Origin of the sequence: Bianquea renquensis, from assembly GCF_014384895.1 — a bacterium.
GTDB lineage: Bacteria > Bacillota > Clostridia > Lachnospirales > Bianqueaceae > Bianquea > Bianquea renquensis.
Window position 1 is genome coordinate 91,462 of record NZ_JACRSQ010000008.1, and the last position, 17,472, is coordinate 108,933.

Annotated in this window: 11 protein-coding genes; all 11 read left to right on the forward strand. The window is 54.6% G+C overall.

Annotated elements, in window-relative coordinates; genetic code table 11:
- Nucleotides 1–46 precede the first annotated feature (46 nt).
- The gene (locus H8730_RS07270) at nucleotides 47–2,419 is read left to right on the forward strand and encodes a winged helix-turn-helix domain-containing protein (RefSeq protein WP_249289608.1); all 2,373 of its coding nucleotides are present in this window, start codon (nucleotides 47–49) and stop codon (nucleotides 2,417–2,419) included.
- Nucleotides 2,420–2,472: 53 nt separating this feature from the next.
- Complete coding sequence (locus H8730_RS07275; protein WP_249289609.1) at nucleotides 2,473–8,931, forward strand: MBG domain-containing protein; 6,459 nt, start codon at nucleotides 2,473–2,475, stop codon at nucleotides 8,929–8,931.
- Between the two features lie 75 nt (nucleotides 8,932–9,006).
- Entirely contained in the window at nucleotides 9,007–10,038 is a 1,032-nt protein-coding gene (locus H8730_RS07280) for a hypothetical protein (RefSeq protein WP_249289610.1), read from the forward strand.
- Between the two features lie 329 nt (nucleotides 10,039–10,367).
- Nucleotides 10,368–11,909: a ribonuclease Y gene (rny, locus tag H8730_RS07285; RefSeq protein WP_177716027.1), complete on the forward strand. Its 1,542-nt coding sequence runs from the start codon at nucleotides 10,368–10,370 to the stop codon at nucleotides 11,907–11,909.
- A gap of 12 nt (nucleotides 11,910–11,921) precedes the next feature.
- A complete protein-coding gene (locus H8730_RS07290; protein WP_177716025.1) occupies nucleotides 11,922–12,182 on the forward strand; it encodes a stage V sporulation protein S in 261 nt (86 codons plus the stop codon).
- Nucleotides 12,183–12,296: 114 nt separating this feature from the next.
- Nucleotides 12,297–13,727 carry an adenylosuccinate lyase gene (gene purB, locus H8730_RS07295; protein ID WP_249289611.1) on the forward strand — a complete coding sequence of 477 codons (1,431 nt, stop codon included), beginning with the start codon at nucleotides 12,297–12,299 and terminating at the stop codon, nucleotides 13,725–13,727.
- A 24-nt stretch (nucleotides 13,728–13,751) separates the two neighbouring features.
- Nucleotides 13,752–14,555 (forward strand): pyrroline-5-carboxylate reductase, encoded by an 804-nt coding sequence (gene proC / locus H8730_RS07300; protein ID WP_249289612.1) that lies wholly within the window; start codon nucleotides 13,752–13,754, stop codon nucleotides 14,553–14,555.
- A 48-nt stretch (nucleotides 14,556–14,603) separates the two neighbouring features.
- A complete protein-coding gene (locus H8730_RS07305) occupies nucleotides 14,604–15,131 on the forward strand; it encodes an NUDIX hydrolase (protein WP_177716018.1) in 528 nt (175 codons plus the stop codon).
- 89 nt (nucleotides 15,132–15,220) lie between these two features.
- Nucleotides 15,221–15,871 carry a stage II sporulation protein M gene (locus H8730_RS07310; RefSeq protein ID WP_177716016.1) on the forward strand — a complete coding sequence of 217 codons (651 nt, stop codon included), beginning with the start codon at nucleotides 15,221–15,223 and terminating at the stop codon, nucleotides 15,869–15,871.
- A 13-nt stretch (nucleotides 15,872–15,884) separates the two neighbouring features.
- Complete coding sequence (locus H8730_RS07315; RefSeq protein WP_177716015.1) at nucleotides 15,885–16,163, forward strand: YabP/YqfC family sporulation protein; 279 nt, start codon at nucleotides 15,885–15,887, stop codon at nucleotides 16,161–16,163.
- Between the two features lie 44 nt (nucleotides 16,164–16,207).
- Complete coding sequence (locus H8730_RS07320) at nucleotides 16,208–17,461, forward strand: sporulation protein YqfD (RefSeq protein WP_177716013.1); 1,254 nt, start codon at nucleotides 16,208–16,210, stop codon at nucleotides 17,459–17,461.
- The last annotated feature ends 11 nt before the right edge of the window (nucleotides 17,462–17,472 follow it).

Sequence of the window (17,472 nt, forward strand, 5' to 3'; positions counted from 1 at the left end):
ATGGCGTATCATGAAATATATTGAAGTAGGGAGGCGTTTCCGCCTTATGGATCAAGACTATACAGCCCCACATAAGGCCCTGCAAAAACTGAAAGCGGCCCGCAAGCTGTGTCATACTGTGTACCTGTATGGCGCTACCGGCTACGGGAAGACGGAGCTGGTGAAACAGTATCTGTCCAACCGGCGCTATGGTTACCTGTCCTGCGCAGACGGGGATTGGGATGCCGCGGCATTCCCCGCGCCAAAGACGCTGGAAGAAGGAGGCCCCTGCAGCGTGGTGGTCATTGACGACCTTCACCGGCTGAAGAACAAAGAAAAGCAGAGGGACATTCTCTCCCTGATGAAACGGAAAGATGTCTGGCTCATCTTAATCAGTCGCAGCCAGGTTCCACCATGGCTTCTGACTGCCTATATGCAGACCGGCTTTTTGGTCATCCCGGAGGAAGATCTTCGGCTGAAGGAAGCGGAGGCCGCCGCTCTTTTGGCCCGGTTCGGTGCCGGGGCAACACAGAAAGAGCTGGCCCGAATGGTGGAAGATAGCCATGGCAACGCTTACACGTTAGGTCTTGCGGCCCGGCTCATGGCGGGCGGGGCCCGTCCGGGGCCGGAGCTTTGCCAAGCGGTCAGCCGCCTATTTTCGGATTACCTTGAAAGCGCAGTCTTTGTAGAGATGGAACCGGAGCTGCTGGAATTTCTCATGCAGGTCAGTGTGGTGGATGAATTTGATCTCCCTCTTGCGGAGATGATTACCGGCAGTCGCCATGCGGCCCGCCTGCTGAAAGAGGCGGCGGAGGCCGGAAACTTCTTGACGGAACAGGAGGGCGTCTACCGCCTGCGGCCTATTCTCTTAGAAAGCCTGCGCCGACGCATGGCGGTGTCCTGTGGAGAATCAGCTATCCGGGAATACTCCTATAACGCGGGGCTGTATTACGAAATGCAGGGGCGGATACCTAAGGCCCTTGCCATGTACGAGCGCAGCGGCTATACCAGCCGTATCCGGGAACTGCTGATCCGCAACGCAAGGTGCAATCCCGGTAATGGCCATTACTTTGAATTGAGAAAATATTATCTTCAGCTGAAACCGGCGGAGATCGAGGGAAATGTCATACTCATGGCGGCCATGAGCATGCTCTATTCCCTGCTGATGCAGCCGGAGGAAAGCGAAGCCTGGTATGAAAAGCTGGCAGCCTACGAAAAGACCGTCAGGGGTGGAGAGAAGCAGGAAGCGAAAAGCCGCCTTGCCTATCTGGACATTGCACTGCCTCATCGGGGTAGCCGGGGGATGCTCCACATCTTGAAGCATATTCCCTCTGTGCTGCTGGAGAGGGATAGCCTGCCGGAGCTTTCCGTCACCAGCAACCTGCCCTCCACCATGAACGGCGGCAAGGATTTCTGCCACTGGTCGAAATATGACCGGGAGCTGGCGGTCTCCGCAGGGAAACTGGTGGCGGGAATTTTGGGCCGCTATGGAAAAGGGCTGGTCAATGTGGCTCTGGGTGAAAGTCTGTATGAAAAGGGCGGGGATACCTATGAGGTGCTGTCCTTGCTGACCCGTGGGGAGATGGAAACCCTGGGCGGCGGCATGGCGGAGATAGCTTTCGCCGCCGTGGGCATCCAGATACGGCTGTATCTGCTGAATGGCGACATGGAAACCGCCCAAATGCAGCTTGCTTCTTTCGAGAAACGGGTGCGGCAGGAAAACGCGCTTCAGCTTTTGCCGAATATGGAGGCATTGAAATGCCGTCTGGCGCTGTACAGGGGTGACAGGGAAGCCGTCCGCCGCTTTATGGAGACCGCCCCGGATGAGGACCAGGAGTTCTGCGTCCTGGAGCGCTACCGCTACCTGACGAAGGTGCGGTGCTATCTTTCCACCGGCGACCATCTGAAAGCCCTGGCATTATTGGAAAGAATGCGCTATTACGCCAGACAATGCCAGCGTACCTACATCCACATGGAGACGGAACTGCTGACGGCGGTGACACGCTACCGGCAGGGAGAGGAATGGAAAGAGGCGTTTCAGGCGGTGTTGCGGGAAGCCTGCGGATACCGGTTCCTGCGCTTCATTTCGGAGGAAGGTCCTGCGGTGAATGACCTGCTGCGTCAGGTGAAAAAGGAATGTCAGGTCGATGAGCAGCTCGACAGCGAGTGGATGCAACGGCTATTGCAGGAGTCCGAGCGCATGGCGGTGCGCTACCCGGCCTACTTGAAACGGCAGCTTTCGGCCACACTGGACTTTTCGGAAAATGCCCTGGCGATCCTGCGGCTCCAGGCGGAGGGCCTGTCCGTGACCAAGATCGCCCAGCGTCTGTCCATGAAATCGGAAACGGTGAAATACCACATCTCGGAAAACTACCGTAAGCTGGGTGTCAGCGGCAAAGCGGACGCCATGCTGACGGCCCGCAGCCTGAATCTACTGTAAAAGCTCCAGATAGCGGGCTAGGAATGAAATAGGGAAAAGGAGAAATTAAAGCGATGAAAAGAGGAAAGGCAAAGCGCCTGTTGAGTTTGGCCATGGCGCTGTTGATGGTGCTGAGCGTTGTACCGGGGAACAGCCTAACCCTGACCGTTTATGCAGAGGTGCCACTGACAGCAGGGACGCCATATTACTTACAAAAAATGGACACCAAGTGCAGTGCCACCTGCTATTTTTCTTATGATACGACCACTGACAGCACCAGCTGTAAATGTGCGCCCGGGACGCAGGTCACTGTAAAAATTACTGTGACGCCCAACAGCGGCTATGAATTCAACCGGATTGAAATCAGAGAGGGCTTCTCTGCCACGTCGGGGAATGATTTGAGCGAAGCGGCTCAACTGAAACCGGTTGACGGGGAAGATATGACCTGGACATTTACAATGCCTGAGCAACCGAGTAATAATTATGCGGTTCTACATGTCATCTGCACGGAGATTCCGCCCGCTCCCGTGGTGACCTTGACCTCTACGGCGACCGAGATAGAATATGATACCAACAATGTGAGATTTAACGCCACTGTAACCGACAAGGGCACGGAATTAAAGAGTGGAAGCGTGCAGTTTTATCTGAATGGTGAAAAGGCGGGGGACCCGGTCTCCTATGCGGCGAGTTCCTATTATGAGGGCTACACCGGATTTTACAAGGTCCTTTCGACCACGGATGTGGAAGGAACCCTGCGGATGGGGGAGAATACGGTTTACGCGGAGTATAACCATACAGATGGCACGACGGTTGCAGTCTCCGATCCGGTAACGGTCAAGCTTGTAAAGCAGGATATTACCGGCATATTGAGCAAAGGAACAACAATAGATACGGTGTATTATACCGGAGAGTATCGGTGGATTGCAATGATTGGATGGCTGGCGTCTGATTATTGGAAGGAGAGAATCAACGCCGACAGCTTTGTTATAACGGCTACAAAGGACGGACAGCCTACTGATCCGCAGTGGACGGAAATGGAGGGAACCACTTTCAATTTTGTGGCAAAGGACGTGGGAGTGTATGAGTATACCGCCTCAATTAAGGATACCGACCGTCATTACTGCGGATCGATTACAACGCAGGGTGAGATTGTGGGAAGTCAGGCGTATACTATAACGTACGAGGTTGACGGAGGATGGATCAACAGCGGGGAAGTGACCGGTTACAGTGCTGGCATAGGTGCAGACCTGCCGTCGGATGTAACAAAGGATGGGTTCACATTCGGTGGCTGGTATGAGGATAAAAACTTTAGCGGTACGCCCGTGACGGAAATCGGCGCTGCGGAGACCGGTGATAAAATCTACTATGCCAAGTGGCTGTCCGTTGAGAGGAAGGTGGTCTCTGTTAGCACAGGAGAGGAGGCCCCTGTTATATATAGCTTTTCTGCGGACGGCGAACACACCACCGCCGCCGCGGCTTTGATAGCGGCCTGGGATTATGCGTCGGAAAACAGTACGGAGAGCACCCCGGCTACGGTGACCCTGCTGATGGACGTAGATTTGGGCAGCACTACCCCCATCACGATGCACAGTGGCAACATCAACTTTGAGGGCGGAACGCATATCCTCTCCGGCACCTTTAAGGGTTCCAGCGCCCCTATTTGCGTCCTTGGCGGAACGCTGAAAATCAATAGCGGCACGGTGCAAAACAAGGCAACCACCGGAGGCTGCGGCGTAGGCGCAGTGCGAAATACGCTGGACAGCACGGTGGAGATTGCCGGCGGCACCATCAGCGGGTACCATGGCGTATATGCGGGTGAGGGTGCAGTTTTGCGTATGACCGACGGCGAAGTCAATGGCACCACATACAACGGTGTGGAGGTGGCCGGGGGAACCGCCGACATCTCCGGTGGCACCATCTCCGGCACATACCATGGCGTCGAGGTTGGGTTCACCAATGTGGGGGGAACCGTCAACATCAGCGGCAATGTGACGATTACATCCGCCCTAGTTGGAGCTGGCGTTTTCGTAGGACAATACGGAAAGGCGACGATTTCCGGTGGGACCATCACTTCCACCAACAGCAACGGCATGGGGTTGGAAGCGGTGAATGGCAGCAATGTCACCCTTACCGGCGGAACTTTTACCGGAGGCCAGTATGGCTACAGCGTGTGCCGTGATTCAGCACCGGCAACCGTGGCGGAATTGCTGGCAGACGGATATTGGTACTACGACAGTACCGGCACGGCAGTGCCTGAATCCCATGTGCAGAGTGGTACCTTAGCGGCGACAGCTGGCTACGGCACTGTCACGGTGAAGATGCTTCCCATACCGGTGGCGGCCGTCACTATCGGCGAGGGCGGGAGCGCGGTAACTACCACCTATGGCTATGCCGAGGGCGGCACTTACCCCACCCCTGCCGATGCACTGGCGGCGGCATGGACGCAGGCCAATCAGGCAGACTCCCCCGCTACTGTAACCCTGCTGCGGCATGTGACGGTTACCCAATCTTTAAATGTACTCGGCGACGTCACTCTAGAGGGCGGCGAATATACCCTTACGTATTCTGGTATTTTTTACCCAATTGAGGTGGAAAGCAAGGGCAAATTTACATTAGCCAGCGGGACAATCAAGGCTTCCGGCGGCCCCAATACCCATGCAATCTATGGGACAAGTGGTACGATTTCCATCACCGGCGGCACCGTGGAAACAACCGAGAAGAATGGGCTTGGCGTATATTCCAACAGCTGTGAAGTGACAATTTCCGGCGGCAGTGTTATCGGCGGTGTCAGCGGCATACTCGCAAATGGCGGGACAGTCACCATCAATGGCTCCGCCAGTGTTTCCGGAGCAACATCCGAGACAACATATGGTGTGCAGGCTATTTCAGGAGCTACAGTCACCATTTACGGCGGGACAGTCACAGGCAGTTCACGGGGCGTCGATGCGATGAACTCCACTGTCCACGTCCACGGCGGCGAGATGAAAGGCACAGGGGCTGTTGGTACTGGTATGAAAACTCAGGACAGTACTGTCACCGTCACCAATGGCACATTCATCGGAGGCATATGTGGTTTGAACGCCGATGGCGGCACCTGTAAGCTCAGCGGCGGTGTGTATCAGGGCGGTATTTATGGTGTGCTAAACAGCACATCCGGCGCGGTCAAGGACCTGCTGGACACCACTCAGGATGGCAAGCACTTTGCCTATTATAAGGGTAACACGGTGAGCGCGGCGAATCTCATCACCACCGGGCTGGACGGCACCGGACTGTCCGGCACCGTCGCCGTGGGCGAATGTACTCACAGCTACCGTTATGCGGACAATCAGAACGGCACCCACACCGGAACCTGCGTGGTCTGCAGCACAGTGGGACAGGCGGAAGCTCACACCTGGAGAGAATGGATGGAAGACAGCGAAAACGGCGGTTATTACCACGAGTGTACCGGTTGCGGTGCAGCGGAATACGCTGTGGTTTCCGTAACCCCCACTGGCGGCGAGACCGATTATTATACCAATATCACTGCGGCCTGGACGGAAGCCCAGGCGGCGGAATCCGCCACCGTCACCTTGCTGGCGAGTGTGGATTTGGGCGGCGGAACCCTCACTGTGGCAAGCGGCGACAATATCACTCTGACCAGCGAAAAGAACACTGACGGTAACGGCTACACCCTTTCCGGCAGTGACGGTAGAGGGGTCATTTATGTGGATGGTGGCAGCTTTACCCTGAAAAGCGGCACCATCAGCGGCGACAGCTGTGGCGTAAACACGAGCGGCAACCGTGACAATGACATCACGGTTACCGGGGGCACTATCACCGTAAATGCCTCGAGCTCCACCATCGTTTGCGCTCTGAGAGTAGAAGGCGGAAGCGTTACCATCAGGGGCGGCGATTTCGGCACCAGCAGCCCAAACACCAACAGCTACGGTGTGCTGGTGAACGGCGAAGCCGCGGTCACTATCAGCGGCGGCACTTTCTCCGGCGGTCATAACGCCATATTCACAGACGTTGGAACCGTCGGCGAACTGTTGGCGAAGGGCTATGCCTACAGGAATAAGACCAATGCCGAATGGGAGTACGATACCAGCACCCCAGGCCTGCCCAGCGGCACTTATACCGTGGTGAACATCCCGGTGGAAATCACCCAGCAGCCCAAGGACACGGACATCACCTATGGTGAGGACGCCACCGTATCCATCGAAGCGGAGGCTTTTGACACAGACAAGACGATCTCCTATCAATGGTACCTGGACACAGGCTTATCAGTTAAACCGGTTGCGACGGGTGCGAGCTTGAAACTTAGCGGTCTGGACGCAGGCGAATATGGAGACTACTACTGTGAAGTCACCTGCGATGGCTATACCCTGGAGAGTCGATTTGTCACCGTGTCGGTCAAAAAGGCCATCATCGACAAACTGGATCTGGTTGTCACCGCGCCCGAGGCTGGGTCGGCACCTCAAGACAGCATAGCGCCAGGGGAAGGCTATACCGGAACAGTCCAATGGGAGCCGGAAGTGAACAAATACGGCTATAATACGGCCTACACTGCCACCTTGGTCTTGACGCCGGACAGCAACCACCAGTTTGCCGATGCAATCACTGGTGTTGACGGCTGGACGGTGACAAATACCAACGGCGTTCTCACGCTGGAAAAGACTTTTCCGGCAACCCGTCTGGAAAAGCTGACAGCTGTAACAAACGCGCCTACAGGCAAGAAGCTGGACGTTTACCATGGGGAGGCTGCCGAGGCTGCCGCGGAGCTGCCCTCCACCGTCACCTACACCACGGAGAGCGGGGGCAACGTGACCGTGGGAATCAGCTGGACTTGTGAGGATTACGACCCTACGGGAGAGGCAGTGAACACCTTTACATGGAAGGTAAAGGATGGCGAATTGGCGGATTATGATTCGACTGATGTAGCTGTATCCGGCACCATTACTGTTACCAATGCCGCTGCTCTGGATGTGATCAACACAGGTGTGGACAGGAGAATCACCTATGCCGGAATCACCTATGATGTAAGCGAAATGTTTGCTATCGACGAGAACGCGGGCGAATCCAGCTACACCATCACGGGCGGCACCGGAGCGGGCACCCTGGAAGGCTCTGTTCTGACGGTCACCAGGGCCGGAACGATTACAATTAAGCTGACCACTGCCGCCTCTGGCGCCTACGCCAAGGGAGAGGCCCGCGCTACCCTGACCGTAAACAAGGGAAGTGGCTCCGGAACCGTGACCATCGAAGACTGGACTTACGGCGGCAGCGCGGGCGAGCCCGTCCCTGCCAGCGCTACCAACGGCACGGACAGCATGGAATATTGGTATGAATCCATTGATGGGAACTACGGCAGCGAAAACGCGCCCACTGAAACGGGCTGCTACCGGGTGACCGCCACTTTCGGAGAAACGGATCTGTACAAAGAGACTACCGCCGTCGCGGAGTTTACCATCGAACCCAAGCCGCTAACCAGTGCGATGATTTCTATTTCCATGGACGACGCGGTGTTCAATGGCGGCGTGAAAACGCCGGACATTGCCGTGAGGGATGGGGATAAGACACTGGTACCGGGAATGGATTACACGGTCAGCGGTGATACCAGTGCCACCGGCGCGGGCACCTACACCATCGCGGTGCAAGGCACGGGCAACTATACCGGCACAGCCGAAAAGACCTGGACGGTCACCAAGGCGGATATGAGCGTTTCCGCGGAGGATGTGAAGGCAACCTACGATGGAACGGCTTACAGAATCGCTGTGAAAGCGCCGGAGGGCGCGGTCATCACCTACAGCACTGATGGCGAGAACTACGTCACCGAAACGCCGGTTTACATCGGCGCAGGAGTCTACATCGTGCATTATCAGGTCACCAAAGCCAACTATAACACCGTGACCGGCTCTGCGGCCGTAATCATTACAGCGCGCCCGATCACCATAACTGCGGAGGATCAGAGTAAGACCTATGGTGACAACGACCCGGCTTACACATGGAAGATTGTAAGCGGCGACTTAGTTTCCGGCGATCGCTTGACCGGCATTGCTGTAACCCGTACGGACAGTGGCGAGGACGCCGGCAGCTATGTCATCACAGCAACCCAGGAGACAGGGGCTAACCCGAACTATGAGATCGAGTTTGTGGATGGCGAGCTGACCATTGAACGGAGGGAAATTTCGGACGCCATGGTGGAGCTGGGCAGCGAGCTGATTGCAGACGGCAAAACCCAGACACAGGAGATTCAGAGCGTCACCGTGACAAACCGCAAAGGTGAGACGATGGAAGTGACCTATGATGTGACGGGCAGCACTGGCAGGGAACCGGGGGCTTATCGCATGACCATTACCGGAACTGGAAATTTCATCGGAACGATTACCTACAGCTTTGTCATCGCACCGGCTGCGCCAGACAACACAGCGGCCGGCACTTCACCGCGGACCGGCGATGACAGCAGGCTTTGGCTGTGGTTTGCGCTGATGCTTGTATCCTGCACAAGCATGGTTCGAATCACGAGATGCAGTAAACGGAAAAAACGAGGGTAACTCCCGCTGCGGATATGCAGCCGGAGAGATTGAGGGGGCTGTCGCTGAACTGCGTTTTCAGGACAGCCCCCTTTTTTGCACGCCGGCGAGGCGGGCAACGGCAGGGAGCGGCGTGCAAAAGGAGGCAAAATCCCCGCGGGCAGAGTGGAGCCGGCCAAACCGGCGGAGAAAGGGGAAGAAAAATGCACGCCGGCGAGGCGGGCAAAGGCAGGAGCCAGCGTGCAAAGGGAGGCAAAATCCCCGCCGGCAGAGTGGAGCCGGCCAAACCGGCGGAGAAAGGGGAAGAAAAATGCACGCCGGCGAGGCGGGCAACGGCAGGAGCCAGCGTGCAAAAGGAGGCAAAATCCCCGCGGGCAGAGTCGAAACGGCCAAACCGGCGGAGAAAGGAGAAGAAAAATGCACGCCGGCGAGGTGAGCAACGGCAGAGGCCAGCGTGCAAAGGGAGGCAAATTTCCCGCCGGCAGAGTGGAGCCGGCCAAGCCGGCGGAGAAAGGGGAAGAAAAATGCACGCTGGCAAGGCGAGCAAAGGCAGGAGGCCAGCGTGCAAAGGGAGGCAAATTTCCCGCCGGCAGAGTGGAGCCGGCCAAGCCGGCGGAGAAAGGGGAAGAAAAATGCACGCTGGCAAGGCGAGCAAAGGCAGAGGCCAGCGTGCAAAAGGAGGCAAAATCCCCGCGGGTAGAGTGGAAACGGCCAAACCGGCGGAGAAAGGGGAAGAAAATGCACGCCGGCGAGGCGAGCAAAGGCAGGAGCCAGCGTGCAAAGGGAGGCAAATTTCCCGCCGGCAGAGTGGAGCCGGCCAAACCGGCGGAGAAAGGGGAAGAAAAATGCACGCTGGCGAGGCGAGCAAAGGCAGGTGTCAGCGTGCAAAGGGAGGTAAAATCCCCGCCAACAGAGTCGAGCCGGCGAAGAAAGGGAAAAAAATGCACGCCGGCGAGGCGGGCAACGGCAGGGAGCCAGCGTGCAAAGGTAGGCAAATTTCCCGCCGGTAGGCAGTCTTCCAATATATGTAGGGGCAGGACGATTCTTTTCCCGACAGTCCCTTTCGTCTGTCGAGAGGTGGATATAATTCCTGAGAATCGAAGGTTCTATTATTTTGGCTCAGAATAAAGTTAATGCTTGACAGATATGATGGAAAGTTATAAAATTTATATGTTGGTGTCAAAGATCTGAGGTCAACAGTAGGTGAAGAATCAACCAACAAAGTGGCAGACCGTAAAGGACAAGAGAAGCAGTGGAGAAGCGTATACGCCATCCGCGCCATTGGGAAGCAGGCTTGAAACGCCGGCGGATTCCCCAGGAGGGAGTATACTCTATGAGTAGCCATAGACCGCTTACACAGCGATGACGGCGGACTGATTCGTTCAGACACGGAGAAAGGCCTGCTATATGAATAGCGAAGCGAACCATGAAAATTCAAAAGGAGGTGTTATCGTCAGATGGAATACATCATCATAGCAATCGTAGCAGTTGCATTGATTGTCGCAGCATTTTTTGCCGGAATCCAGTACCGCAAGAAAGTTGGAGAGGCACAGATCGGCGCTGCGGAAACCAAAGCGAGAGAAATAATTGACGATGCTCTAAAATCTGCGGATGCAAAGAAGCGGGAAGTCCTTCTGGAAGCTAAGGAAGAAGCTCTGCGCATGAAAAACGATCTAGAGAAAGAGGTCAAGGAGCGGAGAGGCGAGGTCCAGCGACAGGAAAAGCGAGTCGTTCAGAAAGAGGAAACTTTGGAGCGAAAAGGAGAGACGCTGGAGAGAAAGGAACAGCAGATCAACAAGCGAGCGGAAGAGCTGGACAGAAAGAACAGGGAAATATCGGAGATCCACGATCAGAAGCTGGCAGAGCTGGAGAAGATATCCGGATTGACGACAGAGCAAGCGAAGGAACAGCTGCTCCATTCCGTTGAGGAAGACGTAAAACACGAGATGGCTGTCATGCTCAAGGAAGCCGAGACGAAAACCAAGGAAGAAGCGACGAAGAAAGCGCGGGAAATTTTGACGGGAGCGATCCAGCGGTGTGCCGCTGACCATGTGGCGGAATCGACGGTATCGGTGGTGCCGCTGCCCAATGACGAGATGAAAGGCAGAATCATCGGGAGAGAGGGCCGCAACATTCGAGCGCTGGAAACGCTCACCGGCATCGATCTGATCATTGACGACACGCCAGAAGCTGTTATCCTATCGGGATTTGATCCCATACGGAGAGAGATAGCCAGAATCACCCTTGAAAAGTTAATCGTAGACGGGCGGATTCATCCGGCCCGCATTGAAGAGATGGTCAATAAGGCTACCAAGGAAGTGGAAAATAAGATTCGGGAAGAAGGGGAGGCCGCCACGTTTGAGACCAATGTACACGGACTCCATCCTGAATTGATCCGTCTTCTAGGCAAGTTAAAATATCGGACAAGCTATGGACAGAATGTGCTGAAGCACTCCATCGAGGTATCCCATCTATCGGGGCTTATCGCAGGGGAGCTCGGCATCGACGTGCGTATGGCCAAGCGAGCGGGGCTGTTGCATGATGTCGGAAAGGCCGTGGACCACGAGATGGAAGGCTCCCATGTGACCATCGGGGCCCAACTCCTGAAGAAATATCGGGAATCCAGGGTCGTCATCAACGCGCTGGAGGCACACCACGGCGATGTGGAGCCAGAGAGCTTGATCGCTGTCATCGTGCAGGCGGCGGATTCGATCTCCGCAGCCAGGCCCGGCGCGAGACGGGAGACGCTCGAGAACTATATTACCCGTCTTGAAAAATTGGAAGCCATTGCAAATGAGTTCAAGGGCGTCGAAAAGACGTTTGCGATTCAGGCTGGCCGGGAGCTCCGTCTCGTCGTCATGCCGGAGCAAGTCAATGACGATGAAATGAGAATTTTGGCCAGGGATGTGGTAAAGCGCATTGAGAATGAGCTGGAGTATCCAGGACAGATCAAAGTCAATATCATTCGGGAGACTCGAGCGGTTGAATATGCGAAGTAAGGGGGGACTCCCGTGGAAGTATTGAAAGTGTCGTCACACTCCAACGCGAATTCGGTTGCGGGCGCTATCGCGAATATCATTCGCGGAGGCAGCGGCGCTGAGATTCAAGTCGTAGGGGCGGGTGCGCTGAACCAGGCGATGAAGGCGATTATCATCGCCAGGGGATATGTGGCGCCGTCCGGGTTTGACCTGATGTGTACGCCGGCGTTCACGGAAATCGAAATCAACGGCGAGGAGAGAACGGCGATCAAATTGATCGTGCAGTCGAAATAGGCGGCGAGAACCGGGGAAGGTAAGTGAATCCATTTGCCAGCCCCGGTTTTTTCAAAGCGATCGAGGATTTGGCGGCTAAGCCAAATTGTAAAATCTAGAAAGAAGGAACCGAATATGCATACAACATACGAAACGCCCTTTAATTCCCGATATGCTAGCGACGAAATGCAATATTTGTTTTCCCCGGACAAAAAATTCAAAACCTGGCGAAAGCTGTGGATCGCCCTTGCGCAGGCGGAAAAAGAGTTGGGGCTGCCCATCACGCAAGAGCAGATTGACGATCTGATCGACCACGCGGAGGAGATCAATTACGGCGTAGCGCAGGAGCGGGAGAAGGAGGTCCGCCATGATGTAATGGCCCATGTATACGCCTATGGGCAGCAGGCGGAAAAGGCAAAGCCGATTATCCACCTTGGGGCGACAAGCTGCTATGTGGGAGACAATACGGACCTTATTATCATGTTTGAAGCGCTGGAGCTGATACGCAAAAAACTTGTAGCCGTCATGGCAAAGCTGTCAGATTTCGCGCTGGCCTACAAGGATATGCCCACTCTAGGGTTTACCCACTATCAGCCAGCCCAGCTGACCACGGTAGGGAAACGCGCCTGCCTATGGCTGGAGGAGCTTTGGATGGATTACCGCGAACTCACCCACATTCTCTCCGACAAAAGGCTGCGGGGGGCAAAGGGGACCACGGGAACGCAGGCCAGTTTCATGGAGCTGTTTGAGGGGGACACGGACAAGGTCAAGCAGCTAGATGCACTGGTGGCGGAGAAGATGGGCTATGCGCACACCTTTCCCGTGACGGGACAGACCTATCCGCGCAAATTTGACACCATATGTTTAAATGCGTTAGGTTTGATCGCGCAGTCCTGCTATAAATTTGCAGGCGATCTCCGGCTCCTGCAAAATCTGAAGGAGATGGAGGAGCCCTTTGAGAAAGGCCAGATTGGCTCATCCGCCATGGCCTATAAGCGCAACCCCATGCGCAGCGAGCGGATCTGTTCCTTGGCGCGGTATGTCATGGTCAGCGAGTTGAACCCGGCCATGACGGCGTCCACACAGTGGTTTGAGCGCACGCTGGACGATTCTGCGAATAAGCGGATTGCTGTATCGGAGAGCTTCCTGGCCGTGGATGGAATCCTGCAGATCATGCTCAATGTCACAGGGGGGCTGGTTGTATATCCAAAGGTGATTCGCAGCCGCGTTATGAGCGAGCTGCCCTTTATGGCGACAGAGATGATCCTCATGGAGGAGGTCAAGCGCGGCGGAGACCGGCAGGAGCTTCACGAGAGGATACGAGTCCACGCAATGGAGGCGGCGAGGCAGGTTAAGATGGAAGGCAAGAGCAACGATCTGCTGGAGAGGATTATAGCCGATCCGTACTTCAAGATGACGGAAGAAGAGCTGAGAGCTGCGATTAAGCCGGAAAATTTCATTGGCCGGGCACCTCAGCAGGTGACGGAGTTTCTGGAGGAGTATATTCAACCGATCTTGAAAGAGCATCAGGATGACATTAGGCTGGATGCCCAGCTGACAGTTTAGCTGAATCGAAAGTGGGAGGTAAACATGGAGCGAGTCATAGGGTTTATCGGTGCGGGCAATATGGGAGGAGCTCTCCTCGGAGGATTGGCAAGGGAAGGGTTGCAGAATACAGTGCTAGTGTTTGACGTATCAGAGCAGGCCTTAGCCAATGCGGTTAGCTTGGGCGCGGAAGGGGCATCTTCGGCGGCGGAGGTTGCGATGAAAGCGGATATCATCGTCCTTGCGGTCAAGCCGCAGTTTTATCCGGATGTTCTGCCGCAGGTACAGGGGAATCTGCGCAAAACGGCGATGGTGATCAGTCTGGCTCCAGGATACGATATCGCGGCGTTGAAGAAGGTGCTGGGACAGGAGCAAAGAATCGTGCGTGCCATGCCCAATACACCGGCTTTGCTGGGCGAGGGAATGACCTCGGTAGCTTTTTCAGAGGATTCCTATGAGGTGGAAGAGAAGGAGGCAGTTCTCCAAATATTCCGGAAGGCGGGTAAGGCTGTGGAGATACGGGAGGCATTGATGGACGCCGCGATGGCAGCGGCAAGCTGTTCGCCTGCCTTTGCGTATCTGTTCATAGAGGCGCTGGGAGATGCGGCGACCGCCATGGGAGTGCCGAGGGCACTCTCCTATGAGATGGCGGCACAATCCCTGTTGGGAGCAGCTAAGATGGTCCTGGAGACGGGAAAGCATCCAGGGGAGTTAAAGGACATGGTGTGCTCACCGGGAGGAACGACGATCCAGGGGGTGATCGCGCTGGAAAAGGCCGGCTTTCGTGCAGCCGTCATGGAGGCGGCGAAAGCAACCTTGGATCGCGCTCAGGAGATGAAACAATCATAAGGTGAAGTATCAAGTAGGCGCCGCTGAAGCGGCAGGATGGAGGTAGAAATGGAGTTTGAGACGATCACCAGCGAATCGATGTTTCAGGGCAAAATATTAGATGTATATAAAGATACGATCCGCTTTGCCAACGGGCACGAGGCCGTGCGAGAGATCATTCGGCACCGCGGAGCTGCCGCAGTGGTACCGCTTACGGAAAATGGAGAAGTGATTCTCGTGGAACAATTCCGTTACGCTGTGCAGAAAGATACTCTCGAGATTCCGGCGGGACTTATAGAGACAGGCGAGGAGCCTTTAACCTGTGCAAAGCGGGAATTAGAGGAGGAAACAGGGTACCGCGCAGGCGAGGTGGAATTTCTATTCGACTTCTATTCCTCCCCAGGATACTGTACAGAAAAGATCTCAATTTATCTTGCTAAGAATTTGATTCCTTCCCAGCAGCATTTGGATGATGACGAATTTGTGACGATTCAAAGCTATCCGCTGGAGGATGCCATCGAGATGATTCGGGAAGGAAAGATCACGGACGGGAAAACCATAGCTGCGCTTATGGCGGTGTACGCCACAGAGAAGTAAAGAATCAGTCCATTGTATCCATGCATAAATCGTAAACTCCCTTCATATTCTGTAGTACTGAAAGACAATACAGAGGAGGGAGTTTTTTCATGGAAATTACATCAGGAGCCTATCGCAATCAACTTCCGAAGAGACGGTATCACAGTGGACGGTATAAAAAGAGTCGGGGATCCTCGGGCCGGGAAAAAAGTGCGGCCATGCGCAGCAGCTTCTATTTACTCATCCTCTGGGCCGCTGGCGCGCTTGTAGGCGTACTGTTTGCTTCCGCGCTGGGGGAGGAGAGCAGGGAAAGCCTCAACTCTTTTATTCAGATTGGGGCACAGAACATGGCTTCCGGCCAGGTTCAGGGGTTTAGCTATTTCCTAAATCGGACATGGTCATATGGTAAATATATGGTTGTGCTATGGGCATGTGGTTTTATCCCTTATGGATGGATCGGTGTCCTGCTTCTCATAGCGGGACGAGGCTTTTTCTATGGATTTGCACAGGCGGTTCTCATTCTTGGGTATGGCGCCAAAGGAATCGGAATGGGACTTATGGGTTACTTCCCGCACAATCTGCTGCTACTGCCCATGATTCTATTTGTGGGGCAGCTTGTGATGCAGGCTGTGTGGAAGGGAAAAAGCCGGTATTATTTCATCGTGCTAGGAATTGGACTTCTGGCCGCTGTCTGCGCAGCTGCCATTGAGGCCTATCTGACGCCTGTTTTGCTGCAATGGATGATGAAAGGTTGGACATAAAAGGAGGAGTTCTATGGGGAAGAAACAAGAAAAAATACTGGATCGACTCCATCTTCCCCGAGAGGTATTTTTGAATATCCCCTTGCTGGAAATGGAGGGCCTTGGTAGGCTTCGCCTGGAGAATTATAAGAGTATATTGGAGTTTACCAGTACTTGTCTGCGAGTCCAGACAGAACAAGGCGTTTTCTGCTTTCAGGGATTCAACATTTTCATCCGATATGTCAACAGCCAAGAGATTTTTATAGAGGGAACAATTCGTTCCATATGCATTGAGGAGGAAGCACACGAGTAGTCATGCTTCCTGGCCGGTCCGATAACGGCGGAATGGAGGGCACTATGAAGGGAAAAACCGGGCGCTACCTGCGAGGATCGGTCCGTATCCGGGTCAAGGGCCTTTATTTGTCACGCTTTCTCAACCTGATTACACAGAAAGGCATTGAATACTGGGACGTCTGCCAAACAGGGGGCTATCTGGAGGTCAGTTTTGCGGCGAAGGCATTTAAAGATGTGGCATACTGTGCCAAAAAATCGGGAAATCGGATCAAGGTGTTGGACAAAAAAGGGGTTCCGTTTCTCATGTTTCGGTATCGCAAGCGCAAACTATTTTGCATTGGCATTCTCGCTGCTCTGGCCATCATAATGGTCCTCTCCAATTTCCTCTGGACCATTACCATTGATGGAAATACGACTCTGACTAAATTGGAAGTGCTGGAAAGATTGGAATCCTTCGGGGTTCGAGAGGGCATGTGGAAATGGTCCTTGAACTGTTATCAGGTCAAAGAGAAGATGCTGACGAAATACTCCGACCTGGGCTGGCTCTCGCTGACCATCCGGGGAAGCACATTGGAGGTGCGGCTGTCGGAAGCGGTTGAGACGCCGGATATAGTCCAGAAGGGAGAGCCGAAGGACCTGGTGTCGGATCGGACGTGCATCATCTATAGCATTGTGACAAGAAGTGGAGTTCCCAAAGTAAAAAAAGGGGACGTGGTGCAGGAGGGCGATCTATTGATCGCAGGGACACAGGAGATTGTAGGCGATGACGGGTCCGTGACGGCATATGACTATGTGGAAGCGGATGGGGACGTATTGGGAAAATGTCAGTACGAGCTGGAGAGCTCAGTGGCAAGGGATTACATCCAGAGGCAGTATTATGAAAAAGAGAAAACAGGACTCTACATAGCGTCAAACGCCAAACGAACCATGATCTTTAAGCCCATCAAAAATTTCACCTATTATGATACGGTGGAAGAAGAGCTCTTCGCCGGAGCGACGGACTTTCTTTCGAAGCTCCCCTTTGTGCCTGATTTTTCTATTTGGAAGCGGACGTACCTCGGGTATGAGCCGAGCCGCGCGCAGTATTCCGACGAAGAGATGCAGAGCATCCTAGAAGAAGATTTGGCGAGACAGGAGACCGCGCTGTTGCATAACAAAAATTCTGTCATTCTGGATCGGCAGGTGGAGATGGCTCCCACCCAGGAGGGGATGCGAGGCGTACTGCGGCTGACGGTCATGGAAAAAATAGGGAAGGAACAGCCCGTCGAGAGAATGCCAGATCCAGTCCCACCTCAGGACGAGTCAGGGCAACCCTGACATCCCCAATC